Source organism: Micromonospora sp. KC723 (assembly GCF_004348595.1).
In the GTDB taxonomy this organism is placed as follows: domain Bacteria; phylum Actinomycetota; class Actinomycetes; order Mycobacteriales; family Micromonosporaceae; genus Micromonospora.
The window spans coordinates 1-26310 of sequence record NZ_SMKD01000044.1 but is presented as its reverse complement, the minus strand read 5'-3'; the positions used below and the strand labels follow the sequence as shown (position 1 = coordinate 26310).

The 26310-nt window shown below is 73.8% G+C and carries 25 protein-coding genes; 6 read left to right on the top strand and 19 right to left on the bottom strand.

What is annotated here, in order from left to right; all coding sequences use genetic code 11:
• Positions 1-10: 10 nt before the first annotated feature.
• The 4 genes from E1165_RS12745 to ftsY form a co-directional block, all read right to left on the bottom strand.
• Entirely contained in the window at positions 11-349 is a 339-nt protein-coding gene (locus E1165_RS12745; protein WP_207914370.1) for a P-II family nitrogen regulator, read from the bottom strand.
• 25 nt (positions 350-374) lie between these two features.
• Positions 375-1787 (bottom strand): ammonium transporter, encoded by a 1413-nt coding sequence (locus tag E1165_RS12740; RefSeq protein ID WP_132391043.1) that lies wholly within the window; start codon positions 1785-1787, stop codon positions 375-377.
• 231 nt (positions 1788-2018) lie between these two features.
• Positions 2019-2882, bottom strand: coding sequence for an aminoglycoside phosphotransferase family protein (locus E1165_RS12735; RefSeq protein WP_207916867.1), 864 nt, complete (start codon positions 2880-2882; stop codon positions 2019-2021).
• A 6-nt stretch (positions 2883-2888) separates the two neighbouring features.
• A complete protein-coding gene (gene ftsY, locus E1165_RS12730; protein WP_132391041.1) occupies positions 2889-4070 on the bottom strand; it encodes a signal recognition particle-docking protein FtsY in 1182 nt (393 codons plus the stop codon).
• 154 nt (positions 4071-4224) lie between these two features.
• Between ftsY and E1165_RS12725 the strand changes: the two genes are divergently transcribed.
• On the top strand, positions 4225-5937 hold the full coding sequence (locus E1165_RS12725; protein ID WP_132391039.1) for an alkaline phosphatase D family protein: 1713 nt from the start codon (positions 4225-4227) through the stop codon (positions 5935-5937).
• A 68-nt stretch (positions 5938-6005) separates the two neighbouring features.
• Positions 6006-6536 carry a DinB family protein gene (locus tag E1165_RS12720; RefSeq protein ID WP_132391037.1) on the top strand — a complete coding sequence of 177 codons (531 nt, stop codon included), beginning with the start codon at positions 6006-6008 and terminating at the stop codon, positions 6534-6536.
• A 77-nt stretch (positions 6537-6613) separates the two neighbouring features.
• Here E1165_RS12720 and E1165_RS12715 read toward each other — a convergent pair whose 3' ends face one another.
• The 3 genes from E1165_RS12715 to E1165_RS12705 form a co-directional block, all read right to left on the bottom strand.
• Positions 6614-7234 (bottom strand): HAD family hydrolase, encoded by a 621-nt coding sequence (locus tag E1165_RS12715; RefSeq protein ID WP_132391035.1) that lies wholly within the window; start codon positions 7232-7234, stop codon positions 6614-6616.
• On the bottom strand, positions 7234-10827 hold the full coding sequence (smc, locus tag E1165_RS12710; RefSeq protein WP_132391033.1) for a chromosome segregation protein SMC: 3594 nt from the start codon (positions 10825-10827) through the stop codon (positions 7234-7236). The genes E1165_RS12715 and smc overlap by 1 nt, the downstream gene beginning before the upstream one ends.
• 278 nt (positions 10828-11105) lie before the next feature.
• Complete coding sequence (locus E1165_RS12705) at positions 11106-11300, bottom strand: hypothetical protein (protein ID WP_132186639.1); 195 nt, start codon at positions 11298-11300, stop codon at positions 11106-11108.
• A gap of 374 nt (positions 11301-11674) precedes the next feature.
• Here E1165_RS12705 and E1165_RS12700 point away from each other — a divergent pair, with 374 nt between their 5' ends.
• Positions 11675-12826: a CAP domain-containing protein gene (locus tag E1165_RS12700; protein ID WP_132391031.1), complete on the top strand. Its 1152-nt coding sequence runs from the start codon at positions 11675-11677 to the stop codon at positions 12824-12826.
• Positions 12827-12972: 146 nt separating this feature from the next.
• Positions 12973-13872: an endo alpha-1,4 polygalactosaminidase gene (locus E1165_RS12695; RefSeq protein ID WP_132391029.1), complete on the top strand. Its 900-nt coding sequence runs from the start codon at positions 12973-12975 to the stop codon at positions 13870-13872.
• Positions 13873-13911: 39 nt separating this feature from the next.
• On the opposite strand, the gene mutM is transcribed toward E1165_RS12695, so the two are convergent.
• The 8 genes from mutM to rsmD form a co-directional block, all read right to left on the bottom strand.
• Positions 13912-14769, bottom strand: a complete 858-nt coding sequence (gene mutM, locus E1165_RS12690; RefSeq protein WP_132391027.1) for a bifunctional DNA-formamidopyrimidine glycosylase/DNA-(apurinic or apyrimidinic site) lyase — start codon at positions 14767-14769, stop codon at positions 13912-13914.
• Positions 14762-15562 carry a ribonuclease III gene (rnc, locus tag E1165_RS12685; RefSeq protein ID WP_132391025.1) on the bottom strand — a complete coding sequence of 267 codons (801 nt, stop codon included), beginning with the start codon at positions 15560-15562 and terminating at the stop codon, positions 14762-14764. The genes mutM and rnc overlap by 8 nt, the downstream gene beginning before the upstream one ends.
• On the bottom strand, positions 15559-16515 hold the full coding sequence (locus E1165_RS12680; RefSeq protein ID WP_243704731.1) for a phosphate acyltransferase PlsX: 957 nt from the start codon (positions 16513-16515) through the stop codon (positions 15559-15561). The genes rnc and E1165_RS12680 overlap by 4 nt, the downstream gene beginning before the upstream one ends.
• A gap of 137 nt (positions 16516-16652) precedes the next feature.
• On the bottom strand, positions 16653-16826 hold the full coding sequence (rpmF, locus tag E1165_RS12675; protein ID WP_088963525.1) for a 50S ribosomal protein L32: 174 nt from the start codon (positions 16824-16826) through the stop codon (positions 16653-16655).
• A 5-nt stretch (positions 16827-16831) separates the two neighbouring features.
• Entirely contained in the window at positions 16832-17395 is a 564-nt protein-coding gene (locus E1165_RS12670; protein ID WP_132391021.1) for a DUF177 domain-containing protein, read from the bottom strand.
• Between the two features lie 110 nt (positions 17396-17505).
• Positions 17506-18003, bottom strand: a complete 498-nt coding sequence (locus E1165_RS12665; protein WP_132391019.1) for a hypothetical protein — start codon at positions 18001-18003, stop codon at positions 17506-17508.
• A 160-nt stretch (positions 18004-18163) separates the two neighbouring features.
• Positions 18164-18652, bottom strand: coding sequence for a pantetheine-phosphate adenylyltransferase (coaD, locus tag E1165_RS12660; protein WP_132391017.1), 489 nt, complete (start codon positions 18650-18652; stop codon positions 18164-18166).
• The gene (rsmD, locus tag E1165_RS12655) at positions 18649-19212 is read right to left on the bottom strand and encodes a 16S rRNA (guanine(966)-N(2))-methyltransferase RsmD (protein WP_132391015.1); all 564 of its coding nucleotides are present in this window, start codon (positions 19210-19212) and stop codon (positions 18649-18651) included. The genes coaD and rsmD overlap by 4 nt, the downstream gene beginning before the upstream one ends.
• Positions 19213-19512: 300 nt before the next feature.
• Between rsmD and E1165_RS28950 the strand changes: the two genes are divergently transcribed.
• Positions 19513-20754, top strand: coding sequence for a hypothetical protein (locus tag E1165_RS28950; RefSeq protein ID WP_165945205.1), 1242 nt, complete (start codon positions 19513-19515; stop codon positions 20752-20754).
• 91 nt (positions 20755-20845) lie between these two features.
• Here E1165_RS28950 and recG read toward each other — a convergent pair whose 3' ends face one another.
• Both recG and E1165_RS12640 read right to left on the bottom strand, forming a co-directional pair.
• Positions 20846-23047 (bottom strand): ATP-dependent DNA helicase RecG, encoded by a 2202-nt coding sequence (recG, locus tag E1165_RS12645; RefSeq protein ID WP_132391013.1) that lies wholly within the window; start codon positions 23045-23047, stop codon positions 20846-20848.
• The gene (locus E1165_RS12640; protein WP_132391011.1) at positions 23044-24669 is read right to left on the bottom strand and encodes a DAK2 domain-containing protein; all 1626 of its coding nucleotides are present in this window, start codon (positions 24667-24669) and stop codon (positions 23044-23046) included. Before E1165_RS12640 ends, recG begins: the two co-directional genes overlap by 4 nt.
• A gap of 248 nt (positions 24670-24917) precedes the next feature.
• Here E1165_RS12640 and rpmB point away from each other — a divergent pair, with 248 nt between their 5' ends.
• On the top strand, positions 24918-25109 hold the full coding sequence (gene rpmB / locus E1165_RS12635) for a 50S ribosomal protein L28 (protein ID WP_088963534.1): 192 nt from the start codon (positions 24918-24920) through the stop codon (positions 25107-25109).
• A 117-nt stretch (positions 25110-25226) separates the two neighbouring features.
• Here rpmB and E1165_RS12630 read toward each other — a convergent pair whose 3' ends face one another.
• Positions 25227-25688, bottom strand: a complete 462-nt coding sequence (locus E1165_RS12630) for a GNAT family N-acetyltransferase (RefSeq protein ID WP_132391009.1) — start codon at positions 25686-25688, stop codon at positions 25227-25229.
• Positions 25689-25717: 29 nt separating this feature from the next.
• The coding region (locus E1165_RS12625; protein ID WP_243704730.1) for an AIR synthase-related protein at positions 25718-26310 on the bottom strand (593 nt) is incomplete at its 5' end.

Genomic DNA, 26310 nt, shown 5'->3' with positions numbered 1-26310 from the left:
CAGCGAACCTTCACAGCGCGTCGAGGCCACGCTCGCCGGTACGGACCCGGACGACCTCCTCGACGCCGGTCACCCAGACCTTCCCGTCGCCGATCTTGCCGGTCCGGGCCGCGGTGACGATGGCGTCCACGATCTTGTCGACGTCCATCTCGTCGGTGAGCACCTCGACCCGGATCTTGGGTAGGAACTCGACCGTGTACTCCGCACCCCGGTAGACCTCGGTGTGCCCCTTCTGCCGTCCGTACCCCTGGACCTCGCTGACGGTCAGGCCGGCCACGCCCAGGGCGTGCAGCGCCTCCTTCACCGCGTCCAGCTGGTACGGCTTGATGACCGCGGTCACCAGCTTCATGTCCAACCCCTCCATTCTCGGAACGTTAACCGGCGACCTTCTCGTCCACCGGCGCGGAGGCCGGCGCGGAGGCCTCCTCCGAGGCCGGCTTCGCGGCGCCCGGGGTCAGCCCGGCCATCGCGAACGCCCCACCGCCGGCGCTGCCGGTGGTCGGCGACAGGTCGTACGCGCTCTCCGCGTGCTCGGCGATGTCGACGCCCTCGACCTCGGCCTCCGCCTTGACCCGGAAGCCGATGGTCTTCTCGATGGCGATGGCGAGGCCGTAGGCCACGGCGAACGACCAGACCGTCACGATCAGACCACCGAGGGCCTGCCGGCCGAGCTGGGTGACGCCGCCGCCGTAGAAGAGGCCGTCGGAGGCGCCGACCACGTCGGTGATGGCGGCGTTGACCGAGTTGGTGGCGAACAGGCCGAGCCAGAGCGAGCCGATCCAGCCGCCGACGAAGTGCACGCCGACCACGTCGAGCGAGTCGTCGTAGCCGAGCTTGTACTTCAGGCTGATGGCGAGCGCGCAGACCACACCGGCGACGACGCCGAGCAGGACCGCCGCCCAGGGCGCGATGAAGCCGCAGGCCGGGGTGATGGCGACCAGACCGGCGACGGCGCCGGAGGAGGCGCCGACCATGGTCGGCTTCTTGTCCTTGATCCATTCGACCGCGATCCAGCCGAGCACCGCCGCGGCGGTGGCGAGCTGGGTGTTGATGAAGGCGAGGCCGGCGACCGAGTCCACGGTCAGCTCCGAGCCGGCGTTGAACCCGAACCAGCCGAACCAGAGCAGGCCCGCGCCGAGCGCGACCAGCGGGATGTTGTGCGGCTTCATGCCCTCACGGGGCCAGCCGAGCCGCTTGCCGAGCACCAGGGCCAGGGCGAGCGCCGCGGCACCGGCGTTGATGTGCACCGCGGTGCCACCGGCGAAGTCCAGCGCGTGGATCTTGGCGCCGATGATGCCGCCGCCCCACACCCAGTGGGCGACCGGGAAGTAGACCAGGCTGGCCCAGCCGAAGGCGAAGATCAGCCAGCCGGCGAACTTGGCCCGGTCGGAGACCGCGCCGCTGATCAGCGCGACGGTGATCACCGCGAAGACCATCTGGAACGCCATGAAGACGTAGAGCGGGACCCCGATGCCGCTGGGGTTCTCGGCGGTCGCGCCCCACAGGTCGGTCTCCGCCAGGAAGGTCTTGGTGCCGAGGTAGGCGCCCGGGTCGCCCCAGAGCCCGTTGACGTCGGACCCGAAGGCGACGCTGAATCCGTAGAACCACCACAGAACAGAGATGAGCCCGATGGCCGAGAAGCTCATCATCATCATGTTGAGCACACCCTTGGACCGGTTGAGTCCGCCGTAGAACAGCGCCAGTCCGGGGGTCATGAGCAGCACGAGCGCGGTCGAAACCAGCAGCCAAACGGTGTTGCCGCCGTCGATCGTCGGTGCTTCAGGCACGCTGGCCTCCTAAAGGTGAAGTTCCCTCCTTCGCGGCTTCCGGGGCAGCGTCGCCCGTACGCCGGTTGCGCGGAAGCTTGGCCGCCGCCTGTTTCCTTCACCGACACCACTCGATTTCCGGCACGTGACGGCTTGTTTCCGGCATGTGAAGAACCGCGATCATCGGCCGAGGAGGCCCCACAAAAAGAGACGTTGCGAGCGGGATGTCCCGTTTTCTGCGGCTTGCCCGGCTCAGTACAGGGCCCGCTCCAGCGTGTGCCGCTCGTAGTCGAGCAGGCGCAGGTCGCGCATCGGGCGCCGCAGGTGACCCTTGTGCACGATCCGGACGAACGCCGGCTCACCGGCCGCCGCCATCCGGCGGATGCCCTCCACGTGGTCCACGATCCGCTTGCGGATGGTCCGGATCAGCCGGTGTCGGTCCCGGGGGATCAACCCGTACGCGTCGGCGAACAGGCGCAGCCGGCGGGGCCGGTCGGGTCGCTTCCAGCCAAGGGTGATCGAGTCCCGGTCGGAGAAGATCGGCACCCAGGTCCAGGCCGCGTACGCCACGTCGTAGATCCGGGCACCCGGGGAGGCCAGATCGAAGTCGATCAGCCCGAGGGTGCCGTCCGGCCGCCAGATCACGTTGTGCGGGGCGGCGTCGTGATGGCAGATCACCTCGGTGTCCGGCGGGGGCGGGCCGAACGACCGCCAGACCGCCCCCGCCGGGGGCGCGAAACCGTACTGGGCGTCGTGGAACATCCGCAGCATGGTGGCCACGGTCACCAGCGCCTCGTCGGTGACCCAGTGCGGGGCCAGCGGGTACTCCCCGCACTCCCCCTCCAGGTACGACAGAACCTCCCGGTTGCGCTCGTCCATGCCCAACGCGCGGGGCGCGCCGCTGAACCCGACGTACTCCAGGTGACGCAGCAGGGCGTGCACCGCGGGCGTCCAGGGGCCGGCGTTGCGCCGGACGGTGTCGCCGACCCGCACCACGGTGCTCACGTTCCCGCCGTGCAGCGGGATCTCCTGCGAGGTCACGTACGGTCTCCCCAGGCGCGGACCGGGGTGGCGGGCCTCGCGCCACCCGGCGTACGCGCGATCGTCGTTCGTCACGCGAGGTTACGCGTCCCGGGCGAGCGGCTCGGTCCCGAGCAACGCGTCGACGAACTGCGCCGGATCGAACGGGGCCAGGTCGTCCGCGCCCTCGCCGAGGCCGACCAGCTTGACCGGGATGCCCAGCTTGCGCTGTACGGCGATCACGATGCCGCCCTTCGCGGTGCCGTCGAGCTTGGTCAGCGCCACGCCGGTCACGTTGACCACCTCGGTGAAGACCCGGGCCTGCTCCAGGCCGTTCTGCCCGGTGGTGGCGTCGAGGACGAGCAACGTCTCGTCGATCGGGCCGTGCTTCTCCACCACCCGCTTGACCTTGCCCAGCTCGTCCATCAGGCCGACCTTGTTCTGCAACCGGCCGGCGGTGTCGATCAGCACGGTGTCGGTGCCGGCGTCGATGGCCCGGCGCACCGCGTCGAAGGCGACGCTGGCCGGGTCGGCGCCCTCCGGGCCGCGGACGGTCTGCGCGCCCACCCGGCCGCCCCACGTCTCCAACTGGTCGGCGGCGGCGGCCCGGAAGGTGTCGGCCGCGCCGAGGGTGACGGTACGGCCGTCGGCGACCAGCACCCGGGCGATCTTGCCGCAGGTGGTCGTCTTGCCGGCCCCGTTGACGCCGACCACCAGCAGCACCGCCGGCACGCCCTCCTTCGGGGTGGTCCGCAGCGACCGGTCCAGGGTCGGGTCGAGGGCGTTGACCAGCTCGGCGGCGAGCAGCGCGCGCAACTCGGTGGCGGAGCGGGTGCCGAGCACCCGGGTGCGCTCGCGGAGCCGGTCGACGATCTCCCGGGTGGCGTCGATGCCGACGTCGGCGGTGATCAGGCTGTCCTCGATCTCCTCCCAGGCGTCCTCGTCGAGATGGTCGCGGCTGAGCAGGCCGAGCAGGCCCTTGCCGAGGGCGTTCTGCGAGCGGGACAGCCGGGAGCGCAGCCGTACCAGGCGGCCGGCGGTCGGCTCGGGAACCTCCAGGGGGGGCGCCTCGACCACCGGCGGCTCGACCAGGACGCCGGTGGAGAGTTCGGACTCGGGTGCCTCGACGGGCGGACCGGCCAGGCCCTCCTCGGCCCGGGTGTCGACCGCGGTCTCCGGCAGCGGCGGCTCGGGGCGCCGGCGCAGCCGGGGCACCACCAGGCTGAGGGCGCCGAGGATCAGCACACCGAGCAGGGCGAGTGCGACGAGGAGGTATTCCTTCATGCCGAAATCCTGTCAGATGCCGGCGACGGCGTCTCATCGACCGCACCCCCCGTGCCGCCCGGCACGGGCGGCAGTAGGCTCGCCCACAGCCAGCAGTGGTGCGGCCGCCGGCGGGGTAGTAAAGATGAAGTCCGCTCATCCCCGGAGGTCCGCCATGCCCGCCGCGCGCCTGCTCATCGGACCTCTGCTGCGGCGGGTGGTCGGCACCCGGGCCACCGTCTGGGTGGAGACCAGCGGGCCCGCGGTGGTCACCGTCCGCACGGCCGACGGGGCGTCCGGCTCCGCGCCGACCTTCTCCGCGTACGACCACCACTACGCGCTCGTCGTGGTGACCGGGCTCGCCCCGGGCAGCGCCAACTCCTACCAGGTGCTGGTCGACGACGAGGTCGCCTGGCCGGCGCCCGGCGACGGCTTCCCGCCCAGCGTGATCCGGACCAGGGCCGCCGACGACCGGGACCAGCCGGTGCGGCTGGTCTTCGGATCCTGCCGGGAGACCACCCAGCACGCCACCGCCCGCCGGCTGCCCCCGGACGCGCTCGACGCGTACGCCCGGCGGTTGGTGGCCGAGCCGGACCCGGCGGGCCTGCCCGACCTGCTGGTGCTCCTCGGCGACCAGGTCTACGCCGACGTGACCTCCCCCACGGTGCGCCGGCTGCTCCGGCGACGCCGGCGGCGGCCGAAGGAAGCCCCGGCGACCCAGGTGGTCAGCTTCGACGAGTACACGAAGCTCTACCTCGAATCCTGGCGTGACCCGGAGATCCGGTGGCTCCTCTCCACCGTGCCGAGCGTTATGATCTTCGACGACCACGAAGTGATCGACGACTGGAACACCTCGGCGTCGTGGCGGGCGGACATGCGGACCCAGCCGTGGTGGGCGGAGCGGATCCGCAGCGGCCTGGCCTCGTACTGGGTCTACCAGCACCTGGGCAACCTGGCCCCGGACGAGATCGCGCGGGACCCGCTGTACGCCAAGGTGATGGCCGCCGAGGACGCCACCGAGGTGCTGCGCGAGTTCGGCGAGCGGGTCGACCGGGAGGCCGACGAGGCACACGACACCGAACGCTGGCGAGCCGTGCAGTACCAGTGGAGTTACGCCCTCGACCTGGGGCGGACCCGTCTGGTGGTGCTGGACAACCGGTGCAGCCGGGTGCTGGAGCCGGGCAATCGGGCGATGTTGCCGGCCGGCGAGTGGTCCTGGTTCCTGGACCGGGCGCACGGCGTCTACGACCACCTGGTGGTGGGTGCGTCGCTGCCCTGGCTGCTACCGCCGGCCATCCACCACGTGGAGGCGTGGAACGAGCGCCTGGCCGACTCCGGCCGGCCGTGGGTGGCGCGGCTGTCCGAGCGCATCCGTCGCGGCTGTGACCTGGAGCACTGGGCGGCGTTCCGCCGTTCGTTCGAGGCGCTGGGCGCCCTCTTCGCCCGGCTGGGCAGCGGCACGGCGGGGGCCCCCGGGGACCGGGTCGGGGCAGGGCCGGCGTACCCGGCACCCGCCTCGATCAGCGTGCTCTCCGGCGACGTGCACCACTCGTACGTGGCGCGGGCCCGGTTCGACGACCCGGCGGTCCGTACCCCGGTGCACCAGTTGACCTGCTCCCCGATCCACAACCAGGTCCCGGCGGGGATGCGCCCGCTGATGAGGCTGGGTTGGAGCCGGGGACCGGCCACGGCCGCCCGGGCGCTGGCCCGCTCGGCCGGGGTGCGCCGGCCCAGTGTGCGGTGGAAGAAGCTGGCCGGACCGTACTTCGGCAACGCGGTGGCGACGTTGGCGCACACCGGGCGGGAGGCGGAGGTGCTGATCGAGGGCACCACCGGCGACGGCGGCCTGCGCGTGGTGGCCCGGCGGCGGCTGAGCCGCGCCGGCTGAGCGCCCCGGCCCGCCCGAGGCCGTAACCCCGTCGCCGGTCGCCGGGAACAACCGGGAGGATGGCCGGCATGACCTGGAGAGCGCCGGAGATCACCCGGACCCACGAACCGTACGTCGCCGACGAACGCACCATGCTGGAGGGCTGGCTCGACTTCCACCGCGACACCCTGCTGCTCAAGTGCGCGGGGCTGACCGCCGAGCAGTTGAAGACGCCGAGCGTGCAGCCGTCCGGGCTGACCCTGCTCGGCCTGGTCCGGCACATGGCCTACGTGGAGCGAGTCTGGTTCCGTATCCGGGCCGCGGGCGAGGGCATCGACGGCGTCTACTGCACCGAGGAGAACCCGGACGGCGACTTCGACGACGTCGCCGACGCCGACGCGGAGGCCGACTTCGCCACCTTCGCCGCCGAGGTGGCGTCGGCCCGCGCCGCCGCCGCCGGCCTGTCGCTGGAGCAGACCTTCCAGACCCGCCGCCGCGGCGGCGGCGCCGACGAGATCAGCGTCCGCTGGGTCTACCTGCACATGATCGAGGAGTACGCCCGGCACAACGGCCACGCCGACCTGATCCGGGAACGCATCGACGGCGTCACCGGCGACTGAGCCGCCCGGTCGGCTCCGGCCCGCCAACCCTGTCGCCCACCCGGGAATCGCCTTGCCGGCGAGCCGGGCTGGCCGACTCAGTACGCCAGCGCCGCCCGCAGGTAGCGCAGGCCGTCCGGCCCGCTCCACCGGTACGCCGGCAGGCCCGCGGTCCGGGCGCCGCTGATCGCGCGGTCCTCGTCGTCGACGAAGAGCACCCGCGACGGCGGGGTCTCCAGCGCCGCGCAGGCGATGCGGAAGTACTCCTTGGCCGGCTTGTGCACGCCGACGACCGCGGAGTTCACCACCACGTCCAGCTCCCCGACCAGACCCAGCGCGGCCAGGTCGGCGTCGAGCAGATCGGTGGCGTTGGTGCCGAGACCCACCTTGATCCCGCCCGCCCGCGCCTCGCGGACGAAGGCCAGCACGTCCGGGTCGACCTCGCCCCGGTAGCGCTGCCACTCCTCGACCGCGGCGCGCGCCCGGCCCGGGTCACCGAGGGACGGGGTGAGCGCGTCGGCGACGCTGGCCATCCACTCGGCGTGGCTGACCTGGCCGGTCAGCACCGGCTGGAGCCGCCCCCACTGCATGGCGATCTCGCCGAGCACCCCCGCCGAGAGCCCGTACGCCCGCTCGACCCCGGATGCCACCGCCGGATCCCAGCGGCGCAGTACCCCGTCGAAGTCCACCAGGAGCGCCGTGGCGCGTTCCCGACCCACTAGTCGTTCTCCTGCCCGTCGTCGGCCCGGTTGAGCCGTTGACTGATGACCTGGGTGACCCCGCTGCGCATGGTCACCCCGTACAGCGCGTCGGCGATCTCCATCGTCCGCTTCTGGTGCGTGATGACGATCAGCTGACTCTTCTCCCGCAACTGTGCCAGCAGGGTGATCAACCGGCCCAGGTTGACGTCGTCCAGCGCCGCCTCGACCTCGTCCATGATGTAGAACGGGCTGGGCCGGGCCCGGAAGATCGCCACCAGCATCGCCACCGCGGTCAGCGACCGCTCGCCGCCGGAGAGCAGCGACAGCCGCTTGATCTTCTTGCCCGGCGGTCGCGCCTCGACCTCCACGCCGGTGGTGAGCAGGTCGTCGGGATCGGTGAGGACCAGCCGACCCTCGCCGCCGGGGAAGAGCACGGTGAAGACCTGCTCGAACTCCCGGGCGGTGTCGGCGAACGCGCTGGCGAAGACCTCCAGGATCCGGTCGTCGACGTCCTTGACCACGGTGAGCAGGTCCCGGCGGGTGGCCTTGAGGTCCTCCAGCTGCTCGGAGAGGAACTTGTAGCGTTCCTCCAGCGCGGCGAACTCCTCCAGCGCGAGCGGGTTGACCTTGCCGAGCAGGGCGAGTTCCCGTTCCGCCTTGGCGGCCCGCTTCTCCTGCACCGGCCGCTCGTAGCGGACCGGGTCGGGCACCGGCAGGCCGTCCCGCTCGGCGGCGGCGACATCGGCCTGGGTCGGCGGCACGAGCTGACCCGGGCCGTACTCGGCGACCAGGGTCTCCACGTCGAGACCGAAGTCCTCGGCCGCCTTCGCCTCCAACTGCTCGATGCGCAGCCGCTGCTCGGCGCGGGCGACCTCGTCGCGGTGCACCTGGCTGGTGAGCCGCTCCAGCTCCGCGCCGAGGCGCTTGGCCGCGCCGCGTACCTCCGACAGTTCGGCCTCGCGGGTGGCGCGCTCGCGCGCCACGGCGTCGCGGTGCTCCTCGGCCGCCGCGATCGACCCGGTGAGCCGGGTGAGCGCCTCCCGGGCGCCGCCGACCACCGCCCGGGCGATCTGGGCGCCCCGGGTACGGGCCGCCCGCCGGGCGGCGGCGCGTTCCCGCGCGGCCCGCTCGGCCGCGGCCTGCCGGGCGAGGGAGTCGGCCCGACCGGCGATGGACGCGACCCGCTCCTCGGCGGTACGCACCGCCAGCCGGACCTCCATCTCGTTCTGCCGGGCCCGGGGCACCATCGCGGCGAGCTGGTCCCGTTCGTCGGTGGAGGGTTCGGCGTCGAGCGGGGTGGCCTCGGCCAGCCGCAGCCGCTCCTCCAGCTCGGCCAGGGCGGCCAGGTCACGTTCCCGGGCGGCCTCGGCACGGGCCCGGGACTCCCCGAGCCGGTCTGTCTCCGCCCTCGCCGACCGGGCGGCGGCCCCGAGTTCGGCGAGCCGGCGGGCGGCGGCGTTGCGGTGGCTCTCCGCCTCCCGCTTCGCGGCGGCGGCGTGCTGCACCGCCTCCTTGGCGGCGGCCACCTCGGCGCGGGCCTCGACCAGCCGCTCACGCAGCTCGGCGCTGGTGCGTTCGGCGGTGGCCCGGTTGGCGCGGGCCTCCTCCACGGCGGCCTGCACCTCGAGGTAGCTGGGTGCCTTGGCCGACCCGCCGGCCGCCGCGTACGCCCCGACCACGTCACCGTCCGGGGTGACGGCGCGCAGCTCGGGGTTGCCGGCGACCAGCTCCGCCGCGGCGGCGAGGTCGTCGACGAGCACCACGTCCCGCAGCGCGCGGTGTACCGCCGGACGGATCTCGGCGGCGCACTCGACCAGGTCGGGGGCCCAGCGGGCGTGCTCGGGCAGCTTCGGGCGCAGCGCGTCGGCGGGTCCGTCCATGCCGGGGCCGGCGGGGCTGCCGACCAGCAGGCCGGCCCGGCCGGCGTCGGAGATCTTGAGTAGCCGCATCGCCTCGACGGCCTCGTCCACCCCGGTCACCGCGACCGCGTCGGCGAGCCCGCCGAGCGCGGCGGCGAGCGCCGCCTCGTGGCCGGGGGCCACGGTGAGCAGCCCGGCCAGGCTGCCCAGCAGACCGGGTACCTCGCCGGCGCGGGCGAGCAACGCGCCCGCGCCGTCCTTGCGGCGCAGACCGAGGGCGAGCGCCTCCTCGCGGGCCTTCCAGGTGGCGGCGTCCTTCTCGGCGGCGCGCTCGGCGTCGGCGAGCGCGCGCACGGCGGTCTGGGCGCGCTCCTGGACGGCGACCGCCTCGGCGTGCCGTTCGTCGAGTTCGGCGTTGTCCCGGTCGGCCTCGGTGGACTGCTCCGCCACCGCGTCCAGGTCCGCCTGGGCCTGCTCGGCACGGGCGAGGGCGTCGGCGTGTGCGGCGGCGAGCCGTTCGATCTCCTCTCCGGCGCTGGTGGTGCGGGCCCGGGCGGAGTTCACCTGGCCGGTGAGCCGGGCGAGCCCCTCCCGCCGGTCGGCGATGGCCTTGGCGGCGGCGACCAGGTCCCGTTCGGCGGCGGCGAGCTGGCGTTCCAGCTCCTGCCGCTGCTCGACCGCCTCGGCCAGCCGGATCTGGTCCTCGGTCAGCGCCGCGCGCAGGTCCTCCTCCTGTTCGCGGACCCGCTGCGACTCGGCCTCCAGCTGGTCGGGGTCGCGTCCGGGGCGCTCGTCGTCGGGCGTGGCGCTGAGGTGACGCAGCCGCTCCCGGGCGAGCTGCTCGATGGAGCGGAACCGCTCCTGGAGGGCGGAGAGCCTGTACCAGGTGTCCTGGGCGGCGGCGAGCAGCGGCGCGTCCTCGGCGAGGACGGCCTCCAGTTCACCGAGACGGGCCTGGACCTCGGCGTGCTCCGCCTCGACCTGCTCACGCCGCTCGCGCAGCGCGGTCTCGTCGGCGATCTCCTTGTTCAGGGTGGTCCGCAGGGTGTGCAGGTCGTCGGCGAGCAGCCGCAGCCGGGCGTCGCGCAGGTTGGCCTGGATGGCGGCGGCGCGGCGGGCCACCTCGGCCTGCCGGCCCAGCGGCTTGAGCTGGCGGCGCAGCTCGGCGGTGAGGTCGGTCAAGCGGTTGAGATTCACCTGCATCGCGTCGAGCTTCCGCAGCGCCTTCTCCTTGCGCTTGCGGTGCTTGAGGACGCCGGCCGCCTCCTCGATGAACGCCCGGCGGTCCTCCGGCTTGGCGTGCAGCATGCCGTCGAGCCGGCCCTGCCCGACGATGATGTGCATCTCCCGGCCGATGCCGGAGTCCGACAGCAGTTCCTGGATGTCGAGCAGGCGGCAGGAGTCACCGTTGATCTCGTACTCGCTCTCGCCGGAGCGGAACATCCGGCGGGTGATGGAGACCTCGGTGTAGTCGATGGGCAGCGCGCCGTCGGTGTTGTCGATGGTGAGGGTGACCTCGGCCCGACCCAGTGGCGCCCGCCCGGCGGTGCCGGCGAAGATGACGTCCTCCATCTTGCCGCCGCGCAGCGCCTTCGCGCCCTGCTCGCCGAGCACCCAGGCGATGGCGTCGACGACGTTGGACTTGCCGGAGCCGTTCGGGCCGACCACGCAGGTGATCCCGGGCTCCAGCTTCAGGGTCGTCGCGGAGGCGAAGGACTTGAACCCCTTCACCGTCAGGCTCTTGAGATGCACCTTCTCGATCCTCGTCCGGTGGCCGCCGTACCGTCGCGGGCTGCGCGGACCTGGTGAACCCGCAGACTAACCCCTCGGTGGCGGCCCGCCGGCACGCGACCCGCACGTCACCGCCCGCCCGATGCGCCGGCAGCGGGGATATGACCGGCCACCGGCGACGCCAAGATCGTGGAATTGCGCCCGCGGAATTGCGGCGGACAGAGCAGCGCGCCGGCACTTTGAGTGTCGGCGCGCGTTGTTTCGGTGGTGCTATTCGGTTGTGCGGATCCCGAGAGAGATCAGGTCAGCGCCGGCTCGGCCAGGCGAAGGAGGCCGTCAGCCTCCGCAGCCGCCGCGGCGAGCCGATCGTTTTCGGCACGCAGACGCGTGATCTCGAACTCCAGTGCCTGAACCGTGGCACGCAGTCGGGTGACCTCGTCGAGCAGACGCCGGTCGGGCGCTGCACCTACGTGGCCGAAGAGGGCCTTCGCCATGCTGAACTCCTTGATATGCGCTGCCGGAATGGCCGGCCAACGCGCGCCCACGAACTGTTCGCGACTGCTTTTTCCCGGCAAAATCCGGGCATGGCTGGGCGCGACTGGCGACACCTATATATTGAGCCGACAACCCCTGTTTCGTCAAGTTGCCGCAGGCCGTAGATCATCTCCACGTCTACCCTGTTCACTCGCCGGGGGCCGCAAGGCTCGGACACGCTCTGTCCGGACTCCTTTACTGTACGCCAGAGAATGTGCGTAGGGTCACTACGTGAGGCGTCCTCTCTTAACTCTTCCTTAGCGAGGTTGCCGCACTTCGCGGCACGTCCGTAGCGTCACCCCGGCCCGCTACCGAACCCGTGGAGGCGACAGGCGTGTACGGCTGGACTGACCCCAACGAACCGGACGGCACCCCCCGGCGGCCGCAGCCGCCGACCGACGGCGAACCGAGCTGGCTTACCGACCGTCCGGAGCCACGCTCGGCGTACCTGTTCGGCGACGCCCCGGAGCAGCCCGCCGCCGCGCCACCCGGCGCATGGCCGGCCGGGGCCGACCGCACCGCTTCCCCGCCGCCGGCCGAAGCCTCCCACCCGCCGGCCGGCGGCTGGCACACCGAGCAGACCGGACCGGTCGCCCCGTACCAGCCGGTGGCCGACCGGCCCGCCGGGGCCAGCGGACCCCCGCCGGCCCCGTACGAGTCGGCCGCCGGCGCGGCGGCCGACGGAATCCCGGACACCGTCCCCGCCGCCGAGACGCCGGGGCGGCACCGGCGGCGGCTGCGACGTCCACTGGCTGTCGGGGGCGCCGCCGCAGCCGCGACCCTGGTGGTGAGCCTCGGCGTCGGCGCTCTGGTGCTGCCCGACGACGGCGGCCAGGCCGACCCGGCGTCGTTCGCCGACCCGGTGGCCGCCGCCCCGGTGGTGCCCGAGGTCGTCCCGGCCACCGCCGCGTCGCCGTCGCCGACCACCAGCCCCTCCCCCACCGCCTCGCCCACCAGCGCCAGCCCGAAGCCGACGCCGGCCAAGACGACCAGGCCGACGCCCCCGCCGGCACGGGCCACGGCCGCGTCCCGGCAGAACGGCGCGCGCAACGGCAGCGCGCAGGGCACGGGCGGCAACACCACGACCACGCTGAGCGGCGAGGCCAGCAACCAGGCGCAGGAGGTCGTCGACCTGGTCAACGCCGAGCGGGCCAAGGCCGGCTGCGGGAAGCTGGCCGTCAACGACAAGCTCATGCTCGCCGCCCAGCGGCACAGCCAGGACCAGGCCGACCACCGGACCATGTCGCACACCGGCAGTGACGGCAGCAACGCCGGAACCCGGCTGGACCGGGTCGGCTACCGCTGGCGCACCTACGGCGAGAACGTCGCCTGGAACCAGAAGACCCCGGCCGCGGTCATGAACGCCTGGATGAACAGCCCCGGACACCGGGCGAACATCCTCAACTGCGCCTTCACCGAGATCGGTGTCGGTGTGGCGACCAGTAACGGGCCGTACTGGACCCAGGTCTTCGCCGCGCCCCGCTGAGCGGTCCGCCGACACGCCCCCGGTCACGACGCCCGCCGCGTCCCGGCCGGGGGCGCGCTCGTTTGACCGGGTGAGGCGCGTCGTGCGCGACGCCCGGCGTACCGGCGCGGGGCGGCACGGCGTCGCCCGGGACCCGGGAGCGGCCCATGCGGATCCGGCGGCCAGCACGGCCCGGCGGGTCGGCACGCCCCACGACGCCGGCTCGGGCGCCGTCGTGGCGCACCGTCCGCCGGGCCCTGCCGGCCGCCGTCGCGCTCACCCTGCTGGCCCCGGTGTACGCCTGCGGCGCGGTGCCCCGCCCACCGGGCGCGCCGACCCCGTGGCCCACCGGGTACGCCCACCGCTGGCAGTGGCAGTGGCAGCTCGACGGCCCGGTCGACACGACGGTGGCGGCGGACGTCTTCCTGCTCGACCCGGTGCGGACCACCGCCGAGGAGACCACCGACCTGCGGCGGCGGGAGCGGCGGCTCATCTGCCAGGTGCACGTCGGCTCGTACGCCGACACCGACCCGGACGCCACCCGCTTCCCGGCGGCGCTCCGGGGCGCGCCGGCCGGCCGGCGCGGCAGCCGGTGGCTGGACATCCGGCGGTGGGACGTGCTGCGGCCGGTGCTGGCCGACCGGTTCCGGCTCTGCCGGGGCAAGGGGTTCGGCGCGGTGGTCCTGGCCGACGCCGACGGGTACGCCCACCGCTCCGGCTTCGGCCTGGACTTCGACGACCAGCTCCGGTTCAACCGGCGGCTGGCCGCGCTGGCCCGTTCACTGGAGTTGTCCCCCGGGCTGCTGAACGACGTGGCGCAGGTGACGGCGCTGGCCCCCGACTTCGACTTCGCGGTCAACGAGGAGTGCGTGCGCCTGCGCCGGTGCGCCCGGCTGCTGCCCTTCGTGGAGGCCGGCAAGCCGGTGTTCCACGTGGAGTACACCGGCTCGCCCGCCGCCTTCTGCGTGCAGACCCTGGGCTACGGCTTCGCCTCGATGCGCAAGAACCGCACGCTGGACGCCTGGCGCGCCCCCTGCGCCCCGCCCGCCGGGCCCGCGCCTCGGTGACCGCGCCGCGCGGATGCGACCCCGAACCGGGGTCGGCGGTCACCCGCGCGGGGCGACCCGGGGCCGCGGCTGGCAGCGTGGGCAGCTGTACGACGACCGGTTCATGAACGCCTCCCGTCGGATCGGCGTGCCACACCGCCGGCAGGGCGCACCCTCCCGGCCGTACACGTTCAGCGACCGGTCGAAGTAGCCGCTCTCGCCGTTGACGTCGACGTACAGGTCGTCGAAGCTGGTACCGCCCTGCTGGATCGCCTCACCGAGCACGTCCCGGACGTGGCCGAGCAGGCGGGTGACGGCCGGGGCGGTCAACGCGTCGGTGGGACGGGCCCCGTGCAGCTTAGCCCGCCACAACGCCTCGTCGGCGTAGATGTTGCCCACCCCGGAGATCAGGGTCTGGTCGAGCAGCGCCCGCTTCACCTCGGTACGCCGCCGCCGCAGCGCGGCCACGAACCCGGCGTCGGAGAACGCGTCGTCCATCGGGTCCCGGGCGATGTGCGCGATCTCGGCGGGCAGCTCCGCGCCGCCCTCGCTGACCGACAGCCCGCCGAACGTGCGCTGGTCGACGAAACGCAACTCCGGGCCGTCGTCGGCGAACCGGAACCGGACCCGCAGGTGCAGCTCGTCGGCCGCGTCCAGCGGCTGGAGCAGCAACTGACCGGACATGCCGAGATGGCCGATCATCGCGTCACCGCTGTCCAGTGGCAACCAGAGGTACTTGCCCCGGCGCCGCACGCCGGTGACCGTGCGGCCGGCGAGCACGTCGGCGAAGTGCGCGGCGCCGGGAACGTGCCGGCGTACCGCCCGCGGGTGGCGCACCTGCACCGAGGCGATCCGCCGGCCGGTGACCCACTGGGCCAGACCCTGCCGGACCGTCTCGACCTCGGGCAGCTCAGGCACGGCCCAGGCCCGCCTCGGCGGGGTCGGCGGGCGTCTCGACGGTTTCAGCCTCCGCCGCCGCCCGCGCGGCCTGCTCCTGCTCGGCCTGCTCGGTCAGTTCCCGCCAGGCCGCCTCGGCGGCCCGCTGCTCGGCCTCCTTCTTGCTGCGCCCCTCGGCACCGCCGTAGCGGTTGCCGGCCACCACCACCCAGGCGGTGAAGGTTTTGAGGTGGTCCGGGCCGGTGCCCTCGATCCGGTACTCCGGGACGCCCAGTCCCAGCGCGGCGGTGAGTTCCTGGAGGCTGGTCTTCCAGTCCAGCGCGGCGCCCCGACCGGCGGACTCGGCCATCACCGGGTCGAAGAGCCGGTGGACGACCTCGGCGGCGGTGTCCAGGCCGTACTGGAGGTAGATCGCGCCGAGCAGCGCCTCCAGGGTGTCGGCGAGGATGCTCGCCTTGTTCCGGCCGCCGGTGGCCTCCTCGCCCTTGCCGAGCAGCAGGTACGCCCCGAGCCCGTCCGGCCCCAGGCCCCGGGCCACGTCGGCCAGGGCACGCATGTTGACCACGCTGGCCCGCAGCTTGGCGAGCTGCCCCTCGGGCAGGTCGGGGTGGTTGCGGAAGAGCGCGGTGGTGATCACCACGCCGAGCACCGAGTCGCCGAGGAACTCCAGCCGCTCGTTGGTGGGCAGGCCGCCGTTCTCGTACGCGTACGAGCGGTGGGTCAGGGCCCGCTCCAGCAGCTCGGGGTCGAGCGTCACGCCGAACGCCGCCTCCAGGTGACCGACGGGAGGACGCCGCCGCTTGTGGTTCGTCATGCCGTTACCTCGGTGTCGTTGCTGTCACTGGGCGGTAGGTGCTGCGGCGCGCCGTCGAGCAGAGCCCGCACCCGGTCGATGGCGCCGCGGCGCCACAGGTGCGCGGCGAGGGCGATGCCCGAGGCGACGTCGTCGGCCTCGGCGGCACCGTGGCACACCACCACCGTGCCGGCCACGCCGAGCAGGGCCGCCGCGCGGGGGGCGCCGCCGCCGACCGGCGGGCCACCGGCCATCGCGTACGCGCCCTCGATCGCCTTCAGCAGCACGTTACCGGTGAAGCCGTCGGTGACGACCACGTCGGCACGTGCGCCGATCGCCACGTCGTACCCCTCGACCAGGCCGACGTAGCGCGCGCCGCACGGCAGCCGCGCGACGGCGAGCAGGGGATCGGCGGCGCGGCGCGGGCGGTCGCCCTTGCCGGACTCGGTCCCGACGGATAGCAGCCCCACCCGGGGGGCGGCGACGGCGTGCGCGACGGCGGCGTAGGCCGCGCCGAGCAGGGCGTGCCGGAGCAGGGTGGCCGGGCGGGCTTCCAGGGAGCCGCCGACGTCGAGCAGGACCACCGGGCCGGACACGGCGGGCAGGCTGGCCACCAGGGCCGGCTGCCGGACGTCGTCCCACCGGCCGAAGCCCAGGGCGGCCGCGGAGACGGTGGCGCCGGTCGACCCGGCGGAGACGAGGGCGTCGGCGTTGCCGTCGCGGATGGCGGCGACGGCGGCCCGGACGGTGCTGTCGGCGCGCGGCGCGTGGTGCGCCGGGCCGGGTGCCGCGCGGGCCGCGCGGACACTGACCCGGGCGCGCTGCGCCGGCGTCAGCGCACCGGTCACCGCGGCCGCGACCTCGGTCGGGCCGACGAGCAGCAGGTGCAGGTCCGGATCGGCGCGGACGGCTCGCAGAGCGCCGTCAACCACGACGGCGGGGGCGTCGTCCCCGCCGAGGAGGTCAACGGCGATCCGCGCGGTGCCCGGCTCCGTCGCGGCGCCGGCCGGCGCAGGCCGGCCGGCGCCGGTGGGAGCCGGGGCACCGGGCGATTGCCAGGGTGCGCGCGCCACCCGACCCGTGGTCGGGGGCGTCACTCGGCGTCCAGGTCTCAGACCTCGAGAACCTGGCGGCCGTTGTACGTGCCGCAGACGGAGCACGCGGCGTGCGGCAGCTTCGCCGACTTGCACTGCGGGCAGGCCACGGTCGCGACCACGGCCGCCTTCCAGTTCGCCCGGCGGGACCGGGTGTTGCTGCGCGACATCTTGCGCTTCGGGACGGCCACGGTTCCTACTCCTCTGTACGGTTCAGTTGCGACAGGCCCGCCCAACGCGGGTCGATCTGCTGGTGGCTGTGGTCGGCCGGCAGATCGTCCCAGTGCACCCCGCACTCGGGGCACAAGCCTGGGCAGTCCTCCCGGCAGAGCGGGTTCGTCGGCAGCGTCAGCACCACCGCGTCCCGCAGCGCCGGCTCCAGGTCGATCAGATCGCCCTGCATCCGGCCCACCTCGTCCTCGTCGGTCGTGTCGTCCGTGGTGCTGTTCTCGTACGCGTACAGCTCCTGGACGGGCACGGCCACCGAGTCGTTGATCTGGCGCAGGCACCGGCCGCACTCGCCCCGGACGAGACCGGTGATGGTCCCGGAGACGAGCACGCCCTCGGACACCGACTCCAACCTCAGGTCGAGGTCGAGATCCGCGCCCTCCGGCACGCCGATCAACTCCACGCCGAGGTCCGCCGGTGCCGGGACGACCCGCTGGACCGTACGCATCGCGCCAGGTCGACGCGGCAGGTCCCTCGTGTCGAGGACCAGCGGCGACCTGGGGTCGAGGTTCGATGGCGAGTGTTTGGGCATAGTCAGACTCCGGCCGGTGAGAGGCCGACAAAGAAGGTTACCTGGGCGACCGCCGGACCGTCGAACCGGGGCGACGCCCCTGGCCGGCATGTCGGCTGGTGAGGTGTCGTTCAGAAGGGTAGCGGGCGTTCGGAATCGTCCCCACCGAAGGTGCCGATCTCGCGCAGCGCGTGCATCTTGTCCCGGCCACGCTCTATCGAGGCCAGCGCCCGGGTCAGGAACTGCTCGAAGTTCGCCAGCGCGGTGTCGACGTAGTCGTCGACCTCCTCGCGCAGCCGCTGCGCCTCGGCCCGGGCCTCCGCGATGATACGGGCGCCCTCGTGCTCGGCGGAGACCGTGATCTCGTTCACCGAGACCAGGCGGGCGTGTTCCGCCTCACCCTCGCTGATGATCCGGTCGGCCTCGCGCTTGCCGGCCTCCATGATCTTGTCGCGCTCCTCCAGGAGGGCGGCGGCCCGGCGCAGGTCGGCGGGGAGCTCGGCGCGCAGTTCGTCCAGGGCCGCGATCATCTCGCCCCGGTCGACCATGCAGTTGTTCCGCGACATCGGGACGGAGCGGGCCTGCTCCACCATGGCGATCAGTTCGTCGATGCGATCGAGCGGGTCCACCGGTACCTCACTCCTGTCGTCCGTCGGCCGACCTACATGATGCGGGCTCCGGCCGGTCTCCCGCTGCACACATGATGTCGTGTGCCGGCCAGCCCCGCCCCTTCCACCCCGCCCGGCGCGTCGCGCGTCGGCGGGCGGGGTGGCGGTGGGGGGACGGGACTCAGCTGCGGGACGCCGGGCCGATGCGCGCCTCGAGCTCGGCCCGGACCCGGTCGGGCACGTGGGCGGAGATGTCCCCGCCCCACTTCGCCACGTCCTTGATCAGGCTCGAGGAGAGGAAGGAGTAGAGCGGATTGGTGGGCATGAAGAGGGTCTCGACCCCGGCCAGGCCGATGTTCATCTGTGCCATCTGCAGCTCGTAGTCGAAGTCGCTGACCGCCCGCAGGCCCTTGATCAGCACGCTGGCCTCCTGCGCGCGGCAGAAGTCGACCAGCAGGCCGCGGAAGGACTCGACCCGGACGTTGTCGTACGAGGCGGTCACCTCGCGGAGCATGTCGATCCGCTCCTCGACGGTGAACAGGCCGCTCTTCGACTGGTTCACCAGCACGCCGACGATCACCTCGTCGAAGAGCCGGCTGGCCCGTCCGACGATGTCGAGGTGCCCGTTGGTGACCGGGTCGAACGAGCCGGGACACACCGCACGTCTCATGATCGGCGACCGTACCAAAGCGTGGTCTCGCCGTAGCGCCGGCCGCGCTCGGCGGTGACGCCCTCCACCCAGGTGACCGGTCCGGTCCGGCTGGAGCGCTCCACCACCACCAGGGCGTCGGGGGCCAGCCAGTCGTGCCGCACCAGCGCGGTCAGCAGTTCGGTGATCTCCGTGTCGGGTGTCGCGTACGGCGGGTCGGCGAAGACCACGTCGTACGGCTCGCCACCGGGACCGGCCGCCAGCACACCGGCCACCCTGCCGGTGACCAGCCGGACGGCCGGCCCGGCCCGGAGCGCGGCGACGTTCTCCCGGATCACCCGGGCGGCCCGGGCGTCGGACTCGACCAGCAGCACGTGCTCGGCGCCCCGGGACAGCGCCTCCAGGCCGACCGCCCCGGAGCCGGCGTACAGGTCGGCGAAGCGGGCGCCGACCAGGTCCACCTCGGCCTGTACGGCGCTGAACAGCGCCTCCCGCACGCGGTCGGAGGTGGGTCGGGTGCCGGCGCCGGGCGGCGCGGCGATCCGCCGTCCGCCGAAGGCTCCGGCCACGATGCGGGTCACGGTCTGTCCCCTCTCATGCCGCTGACGCTACCCGCGGCGGCACCACCGACACGGCGGGTGTCCACCCAGCCCCCACATGATCACTTTCGGTGCATCAATGATCTCAGATCGATAACAAGATGTTTAGCGGATCATGTGGGCTGTCGAGCCGGCGACAGGGCCACTAGGGTCGGCCGGGTGCCGGCCCCGTTCGCCGGCCACCTGGCGCGGGGAGGCGCCGCCGCGGGCACTCGTGCGACCGCGACCTGCCGCCGCCATCCCACGCGCCGCACCCCTGACGCTTTCACCCCGGGAGTACGCGTGATCCGTCCCCAGCCCTCCCCACGGCGACCGCTCGCCGTGGCCGCCGCCGCGCTGGTCGGCCTCGCCACGGCGCTCGCCCTCACCGCACCGGCGGTCGCCACCAAGCCGTCCCCCTCGCCGTCGGCCTCCCCGACGGGCACCGCCTCCGGCGACAAGCCGAACTGCGTCAAGGCCGACGACGCCCGCTACACGCACACCTTCGACGGCCCGAAGGGCGAGGCCTCGATCACCCTGACCAACGGCCCGCTCTGCCCGGGCGAGGAGCAGGAACTGGCCCTGGTGTCGTACGTGGCCCCGTCGGCGAAGTTCGCCGTGCCGCAGTACGTGCTGGCCAGCTCGGTCAACAAGTTCACCGGAGTGGCCGAGGGCGAGCTGGGCGTGGCCACCCTCAAGTTCAAGGTCGAGGTGCCGACCTGCTACACCCAGGTCGACTTCGTCTTTGGCAGCAAGATCATCGACCCGCTGACCGACACCAGCGACCGGTACGGCGACCGCAAGGTCGGCAGCAAGAAGGGCATCGGCTCCCGCTCCGAGGGTCCGGCGGCCTGGTACAACGGTGGCTCCGGCACCTGCGTCGCGGTCCCCGAGGTGATCGCCTCCTCCGACTGCGACGGCGGCGTCGAGCTGACCCTGGTCAACCGCAACGGCAACGCGGCGGCCGAGTTCACCGTCACCGGCAGCAGCGGCTTCACCAAGAAGGTGGCCGTGCGGATGCGGGCCATCGAGAAGCTTCAGCTCACCCCGGCCCAGGCGCAGGACATCACCGTCACCGCCCCCGGCATGAAGGACTTCACCGGCGGCTGGGAGAAGCCCGAGGACTGCCAGGAGCCCGAGGTCGGCGCCCCGGAGGCCAACTACGAGTCCACCTGCGACCAGATGATCTTCCGGATCAGCAACCCGGAGGACGGCACCACCCTGACCTCGACCTTCACCCCGAACAAGGGTGCGGCCAAGACGCTGACCGTCCAGCCCGGACGCACCGGCAGTGTCAGCTTCAAGGCCGGCAAGGGCCTCACCGTCACCGTCACCGGCGACCTGGACTCGGGTGGCCCCCTGGCCTGGGAGCAGCCGGAGGACTGTGAGAAGGGCGGCGTCGGCGGCGGCGAGCCGGAGGAGCCCGGCCTGCCGGTGACCGGCGCGGCGGCCGGCGGCATCGCCGCGGGTGCGGCCGTGCTGCTGGCGGCCGGCGCGGTGCTCTTCGTCGTCGCGCGACGTCGGAAGATCCGCTTCACCGCCTGACCCACAGCAACGAGGGGCGCGCCGACCGACCGGTTGGCGCGCCCCTCGCCCGTTGCGCCGGCCGTCGCTCACCCGGCTGCGGCGCCCCCCGTCAGCCCTTCTCCAGGTACTCCGCGCGTTCCTCGTCGACCAGCGCGGCGACCGAGGCGGCCAGTGCCGGATGCCGCGCCAGCTCCGGGTCCTCCTCGACCAACGTGATCGCCTCGGTACGGGCGTCGCGGATCAGGTCGGTGTCGCGCAACAGCGACAGCAGCCGCAGGTGCGAGCGGCGGCCCGACTGGGTGGCGCCCAGCACGTCGCCCTCGCGGCGCTGTTCCAGGTCGAGCTCGGCCAGCTTGAAACCGTCGGTGGTGGAGGCGACCGCGTCGAGGCGTTCCCGGGCCGAGGAGCCCTCGGCCGCCTCGGTGACCAGCAGGCAGAGCCCGGGGGCGGTACCCCGGCCGACCCGGCCGCGCAGCTGGTGCAGTTGGGACACGCCGAACCGGTCGGCGTCCAGCACGATCATCACGGTGGCGTTGGGCACGTTGACGCCCACCTCGACCACGGTGGTGGCGACCAGCACGTCCAAGTCGCCGGCGGCGAACGACCGCATCACCGCGTCCTTCTCGTCGGCGGGCAACTTGCCGTGCAGGACGCCGATCCGCAGCCCGTGCAGCGGCCCCTCGGCGAGCAGCGGCGCCACCTCGGTCACCGCCAGCGGCGGCCGCCGGCCGATGTCGTCCTCCCGGGGCGGCTCCTCGTCGCTCTGCGGCCCCTCGCCGATCCGGGGGCACACCACGTACGCCTGGTGGCCGGCGGCGACCTCCTCCCGCACCCGGCGCCAGGCCCGATCCAGGAAGGCCGGCTTCTCGGCGGCCGGCACCACGTGCGAGGCGATCGGCGAGCGCCCCTGCGGCAACTGGGAGAGGGTGGAGGTCTCCAGGTCGCCGTAGACGGTCATCGCCACCGTGCGCGGGATCGGCGTCGCCGTCATCACCAGCACGTGCGGCGGCTGGCCGGCCTTGGCGCGCAGCGCGTCGCGCTGCTCCACACCGAAGCGGTGCTGCTCGTCGACGACCACCAGGCCCAGGTCGGCGAAGTCCACCCCCTCGTAGAGCAGCGCGTGGGTACCGAGCACGATGCCGGCGCGTCCCGCGGCGACCTCCGCGAGCGCCCGCCGCCGGGCCGCCGCGCCCAGCGAGCCGGTGACCAGCTCGACCCGGGTGGCGTTCTCGGCCGCGCCCAGTTCGCCGGCCTGGGCCAGCGGGCCGAGCAGCTCCAGCATCCCCCGGTGGTGCTGGGCGGCGAGCACCTCGGTCGGGGCGAGCAGCGCCGCCTGCCCTCCGGCGTCGACCACCTGGAGCATCGCCCGCAACGCCACGACCGTCTTGCCGGAGCCGACCTCACCCTGGAGCAGCCGGTGCATCGGGTGCGGAATGGCCAGGTCGGCGGCGATCTCCACGCCCACGTCCCGCTGCCCCGGGGTCAGCTCGTACGGCAGCCGGGCGTCGAACGCGTCGAGCAGCCCGCCCCGCTTCGGTGGCCGGGCCTTCGCCGGCCAGGCCGCCGCCCGCGCCTTACGTTGCGCCAGGGTGAGCTGCACCGCGAACGCCTCGTCCCACTTGAGCCGGCGGCGTGCCCGGTACAGCTCCTCCTTGCTGGACGGACGGTGGATCTCCCGCAGCGCGGTCCCGATGCCGACCAGGTTGCGGGTGGCCCGCACGGTGGCCGGCAGCGGGTCGGCGGGCGGGGTGAAGGTGTCCAGCACCACCCGGACGCAGCGGGCGATCACCCAGGTCGGCACCGCGGCGGCGGCCGGGTAGACCGGGATCAGCGCCCCGGCGAACTCCTCGACCTCCTCGTTGGCCGCCGCCTCGCCCTCGCCGCCCTCGCCGAGCAGGACGTACTCCGGGCCGTTGAGCTGCCGCTTGCCCCGGAACTCGGTGACCTTGCCGGCGAACAGCCCCCACCGACCGGGGCGCAGCTCCCGCTCCCGCCACGCCTGGTTGCCGAAGAAGGTGCAGGTCAGCATCCCGCCGGAGCCGTCGCCGACGGTGACCTCGAGCAGGCTGCCCCGGCGCTGGCGCATCGGCCGCACGGCGGTGCGCTGCACCTGGGCCAGCACGGTGACCTGCTCCCCCACGTCCAGCGAGCGGATGTCGGTGTGTTCGCCGCGCTCGTCGTACCGGCGGGGGAAGTGGTAGATCAGGTCGCCGGCGGTGTGCAGGTCGAGGTGGCTCGCCAGGGCCTTGGCCGTGCGCTCGCCGACCAGCTTCCTCAGCGGTGTGTCCACCGTCGACGGCTCGCTCGTCATTCGACCCCCACCAGGAGTGGATAGTGCGGTTGGCCGCCCGGGTACGCCTGCACCTCGACGAAGGGCCAGCGCCGCCCGACGTGGGCGCGGACCGCCTCGGCCAGGCCGTCCGGGGCGTCCACGCCGGTGAGCAGGGTGACCAGCTCTCCTCCACCGCCGAGCATCCGGTCGACCACGGCGACGCAGGTGTCGACCAGGTCGGCGCCGATCAGGTGCACCTCCCCCTCGACCATGGCGAGCACGTCACCGGGACGGCACGGGCCGGCGACGGTGAGCGCCTCCCGGCTGGCGTGGCAGACCTCGGCGTACCGGCAGGCGCCGGCCGCCTCGGCCATCGCGATCACGTCGTCCTCGAAGCGCCGCTTCGGGTCGCGGACGGCGAGCGCCGCGAGGGCCTGCACCGGGGAGCGGGTCGGCACCACGCTGACCTTGACGCCGAGGGTGTGCGCCTCCTTCGCGGCGGCGCTCGCCACGGCCTGGGTGTTCGGGTCGTTGGGCAGGACCACGACCCGGGCGGCGGCGGTGGCCCGGACGGCGTCCAGCAGCTCACCGGTGGACGGGTTGCCCGGCACCACCGTGGCCCCCTCGCCGGCGAAGAGCTCCGCGAGGCCCGCGCCGGCGGCGACCACCACGGCCGCCCGGCCGTCGGCGGCGGGCCCGGGTGGTGGTGCGGGCGCGGCCTGGTCGGCGAACCGGGTCACCGAGATGCGGTACGGCCGGCCGGCCACCACCCCCGCCTCGACCGCCGCCCCGACGTCGTTGACGTGCACGTGCACGTTCCAGGTGGTGGACGCCTCGGGCGAGGGGCCGTCGCCGACCACCACCAGCGAGTCGCCGAGCGCGGCCAGCGCGGCCCGCATCCGGGCCACCGCCTCGTAACCGGCGTCGAGGAGGAACTGCACCTCGTAGGCGTACTCCTCGGAGCCGGTCTCGCGGACGGCGGTGAGCGGCGGGTGGACCGTACGGGTCACCGGCGCCGGCCGGGGTGCGCTCTCCCCGGTGACCACCTCGACCAGCGCGTCGAGCAGCAGGCAGAACCCCCGGCCGCCGGCGTCGACCACCCCCGCGGCGGCCAACGCGGGCAGCTGCTGCGGGGTGCGGGCCAGGGCGCGGCGCGCCGCCGTGGCCGCCGCCCGGGCGACCGCGCCCAGGTCGTCGGTGTCGGCCTGCTCGGCGGCGGTCGCGGCGGCGGCCACGACGCTGAGCAGCGTGCCCTCCACCGGCCGGGTCACCGCCGCGTACGCCGCCGTGGCGGCGGCCCGCAGCGCGCCGGCCAACTCACGGCCGGCGACCCGGGGGGCCGCGGCGAGCGCGTCGGCGAGGCCGCGCAGGATCTGCGACAGGATCACCCCGGAGTTGCCCCGCGCGCCCAGCAGCGCGCCGCGCGCCATCAGTCGCAGCGCGTGCCCGTGCGGGGCCTGCCCGTCCTCCGGCAGGGTGCCCAGGTCCATCGCGAGCGCCTGCTGGGCCGAGGTGAGGGTGAGCACCATGTTGGTGCCGGTGTCACCGTCGGGGACCGGGTAGACGTTCAGCTCGTCGATCTCGCCCTGGTGGTGCCGGAGCGCGGCGAGCCCGCTCGCGCACCAGCGGCGCACCGCGGCGGCGTCGAGGGTGTCCAGCACGGCCAGAAGCCTACTGTCGCGCGCCGACACGTACCGGGGCCGACCGGCCTTCCCCGGCGTGTTCCGCAGGGTCGGGGTGCCCACGGGCCCCGCCGGCGGCCGGGCCGGGCAGCGGTGACCGGTGTCACGCCGACGCCAGCGGCTCCGGGCCGGTTGGTCGGCGGCCGGGGTCATCGGGTAACCTGGCCAGGTTGCCCGGGCAGCGCCTGCCGGCGACCTCATGAACGTATCAATCCCAGGAGTATCCCGTGGCTAGCGTGTGCGACGTCTGTGGCAAGGGACCGGGCTTCGGCCACAACGTGTCCCACTCGCACCGGCGGACCAACCGCCGCTGGAACCCGAACATCCAGTCGGTGCGTACCCCGGCCGGTGGCGGCAACACCAAGAAGATGCAGGTCTGCACCTCGTGCATCAAGGCCGGCAAGGTCACCCGCGCCTGACCCGGTAACGCCTCCAGCTTCCCCGTACACGCCGGCACCGGCGGGCCGTCACGGTCCGCCGGTGCCGGCGTGTACGGGTATGGCGGGGATCAGATCACGGGGCCCAGCCTCGGCCGCTCAGAGCACCCGGCCGAAGGAGAGGCAGCCCGGCGCGTCGGCGTAGAAACCGAAGTTGGGGATCCGCTCGTACCCGGCGGAGGTGTACATCGCGATCGCCTCCGGCTGCCGGTCGCCGCACTCCAGGATGATCCGCTTGCGGCCGTGGTGCCGGGCGGACTCCTCGACCGCCGCCAGCACGGCGCGGGCCACACCCCGACCCCGGGCCGCCGGGTCGGTGTACATCCGCTTCAGTTCCGCCGTGTCGTCGCCGTGACTGCGCCAGCCGCCGCAGCCCACCGGCCGGCCGTCGAGGTACGCGACGAGGAAGGCGCCCCGGGGCGGCACGAACTCGGCGGCGTCCACCGGCGTGTCGTCACCACTGCCGCCGTACCGCTGCCCCAGATCGGCCAGGGCGGCACGGATCAGCGACTGCGCCACCGGCGAGTCGAAGGCCAGGGCGCGGATCTCGAGCTGACTCACCGGTAGAGAGTACGACCCGCCGCCGGCCGTTACCGGAAGTGGTCCCAGCCGGTCGGGCCGTCGTACCCGACGCCGTCGACGGTGACCCCGGCGCCCGGCACCACCCGGCCGATCGGCCGCCACGGGGCCGGCAACGGCACCGCCGGGGGGAAGGTCGCGGCCAGCGCGTGGTCGTCACCACCGGTGAGGATCCACGAGTACGGGTCGACCCCGAGCGCCTGCGCGGCGTCACTCATCTGCCGGGGTACCTCGAAGGCGTCCCGGCGCACGTCGACGCCGACGCCGCTGGCCGCCGCCACGTGGCCCAGGTCGGCGAGCAGCCCGTCCGAGATATCGATCATGGCGGTGGCGCCGAGCCGGGCGGCGTGCGGCCCGGACGGGTACGGCACCTCCGGCCGCCGGTACGCCTCCACCAGCAGCCGGGGCGTGCGGAACCCCCGGGACAGCACGGTCAGCCCGGCCGCCGCCCAGCCGGTCCGCCCGGCCAGCGCGACCACGTCTCCCGGCCGGGCTCCGGAGCGGACCACCGGGTCACGCCCGCCCAGGTCGCCCAGCGCGGTGACCGCGATGGTCAGCGTCGGGCTGGCGGACATGTCCCCGCCCACCACGCTGGCCCCCACCG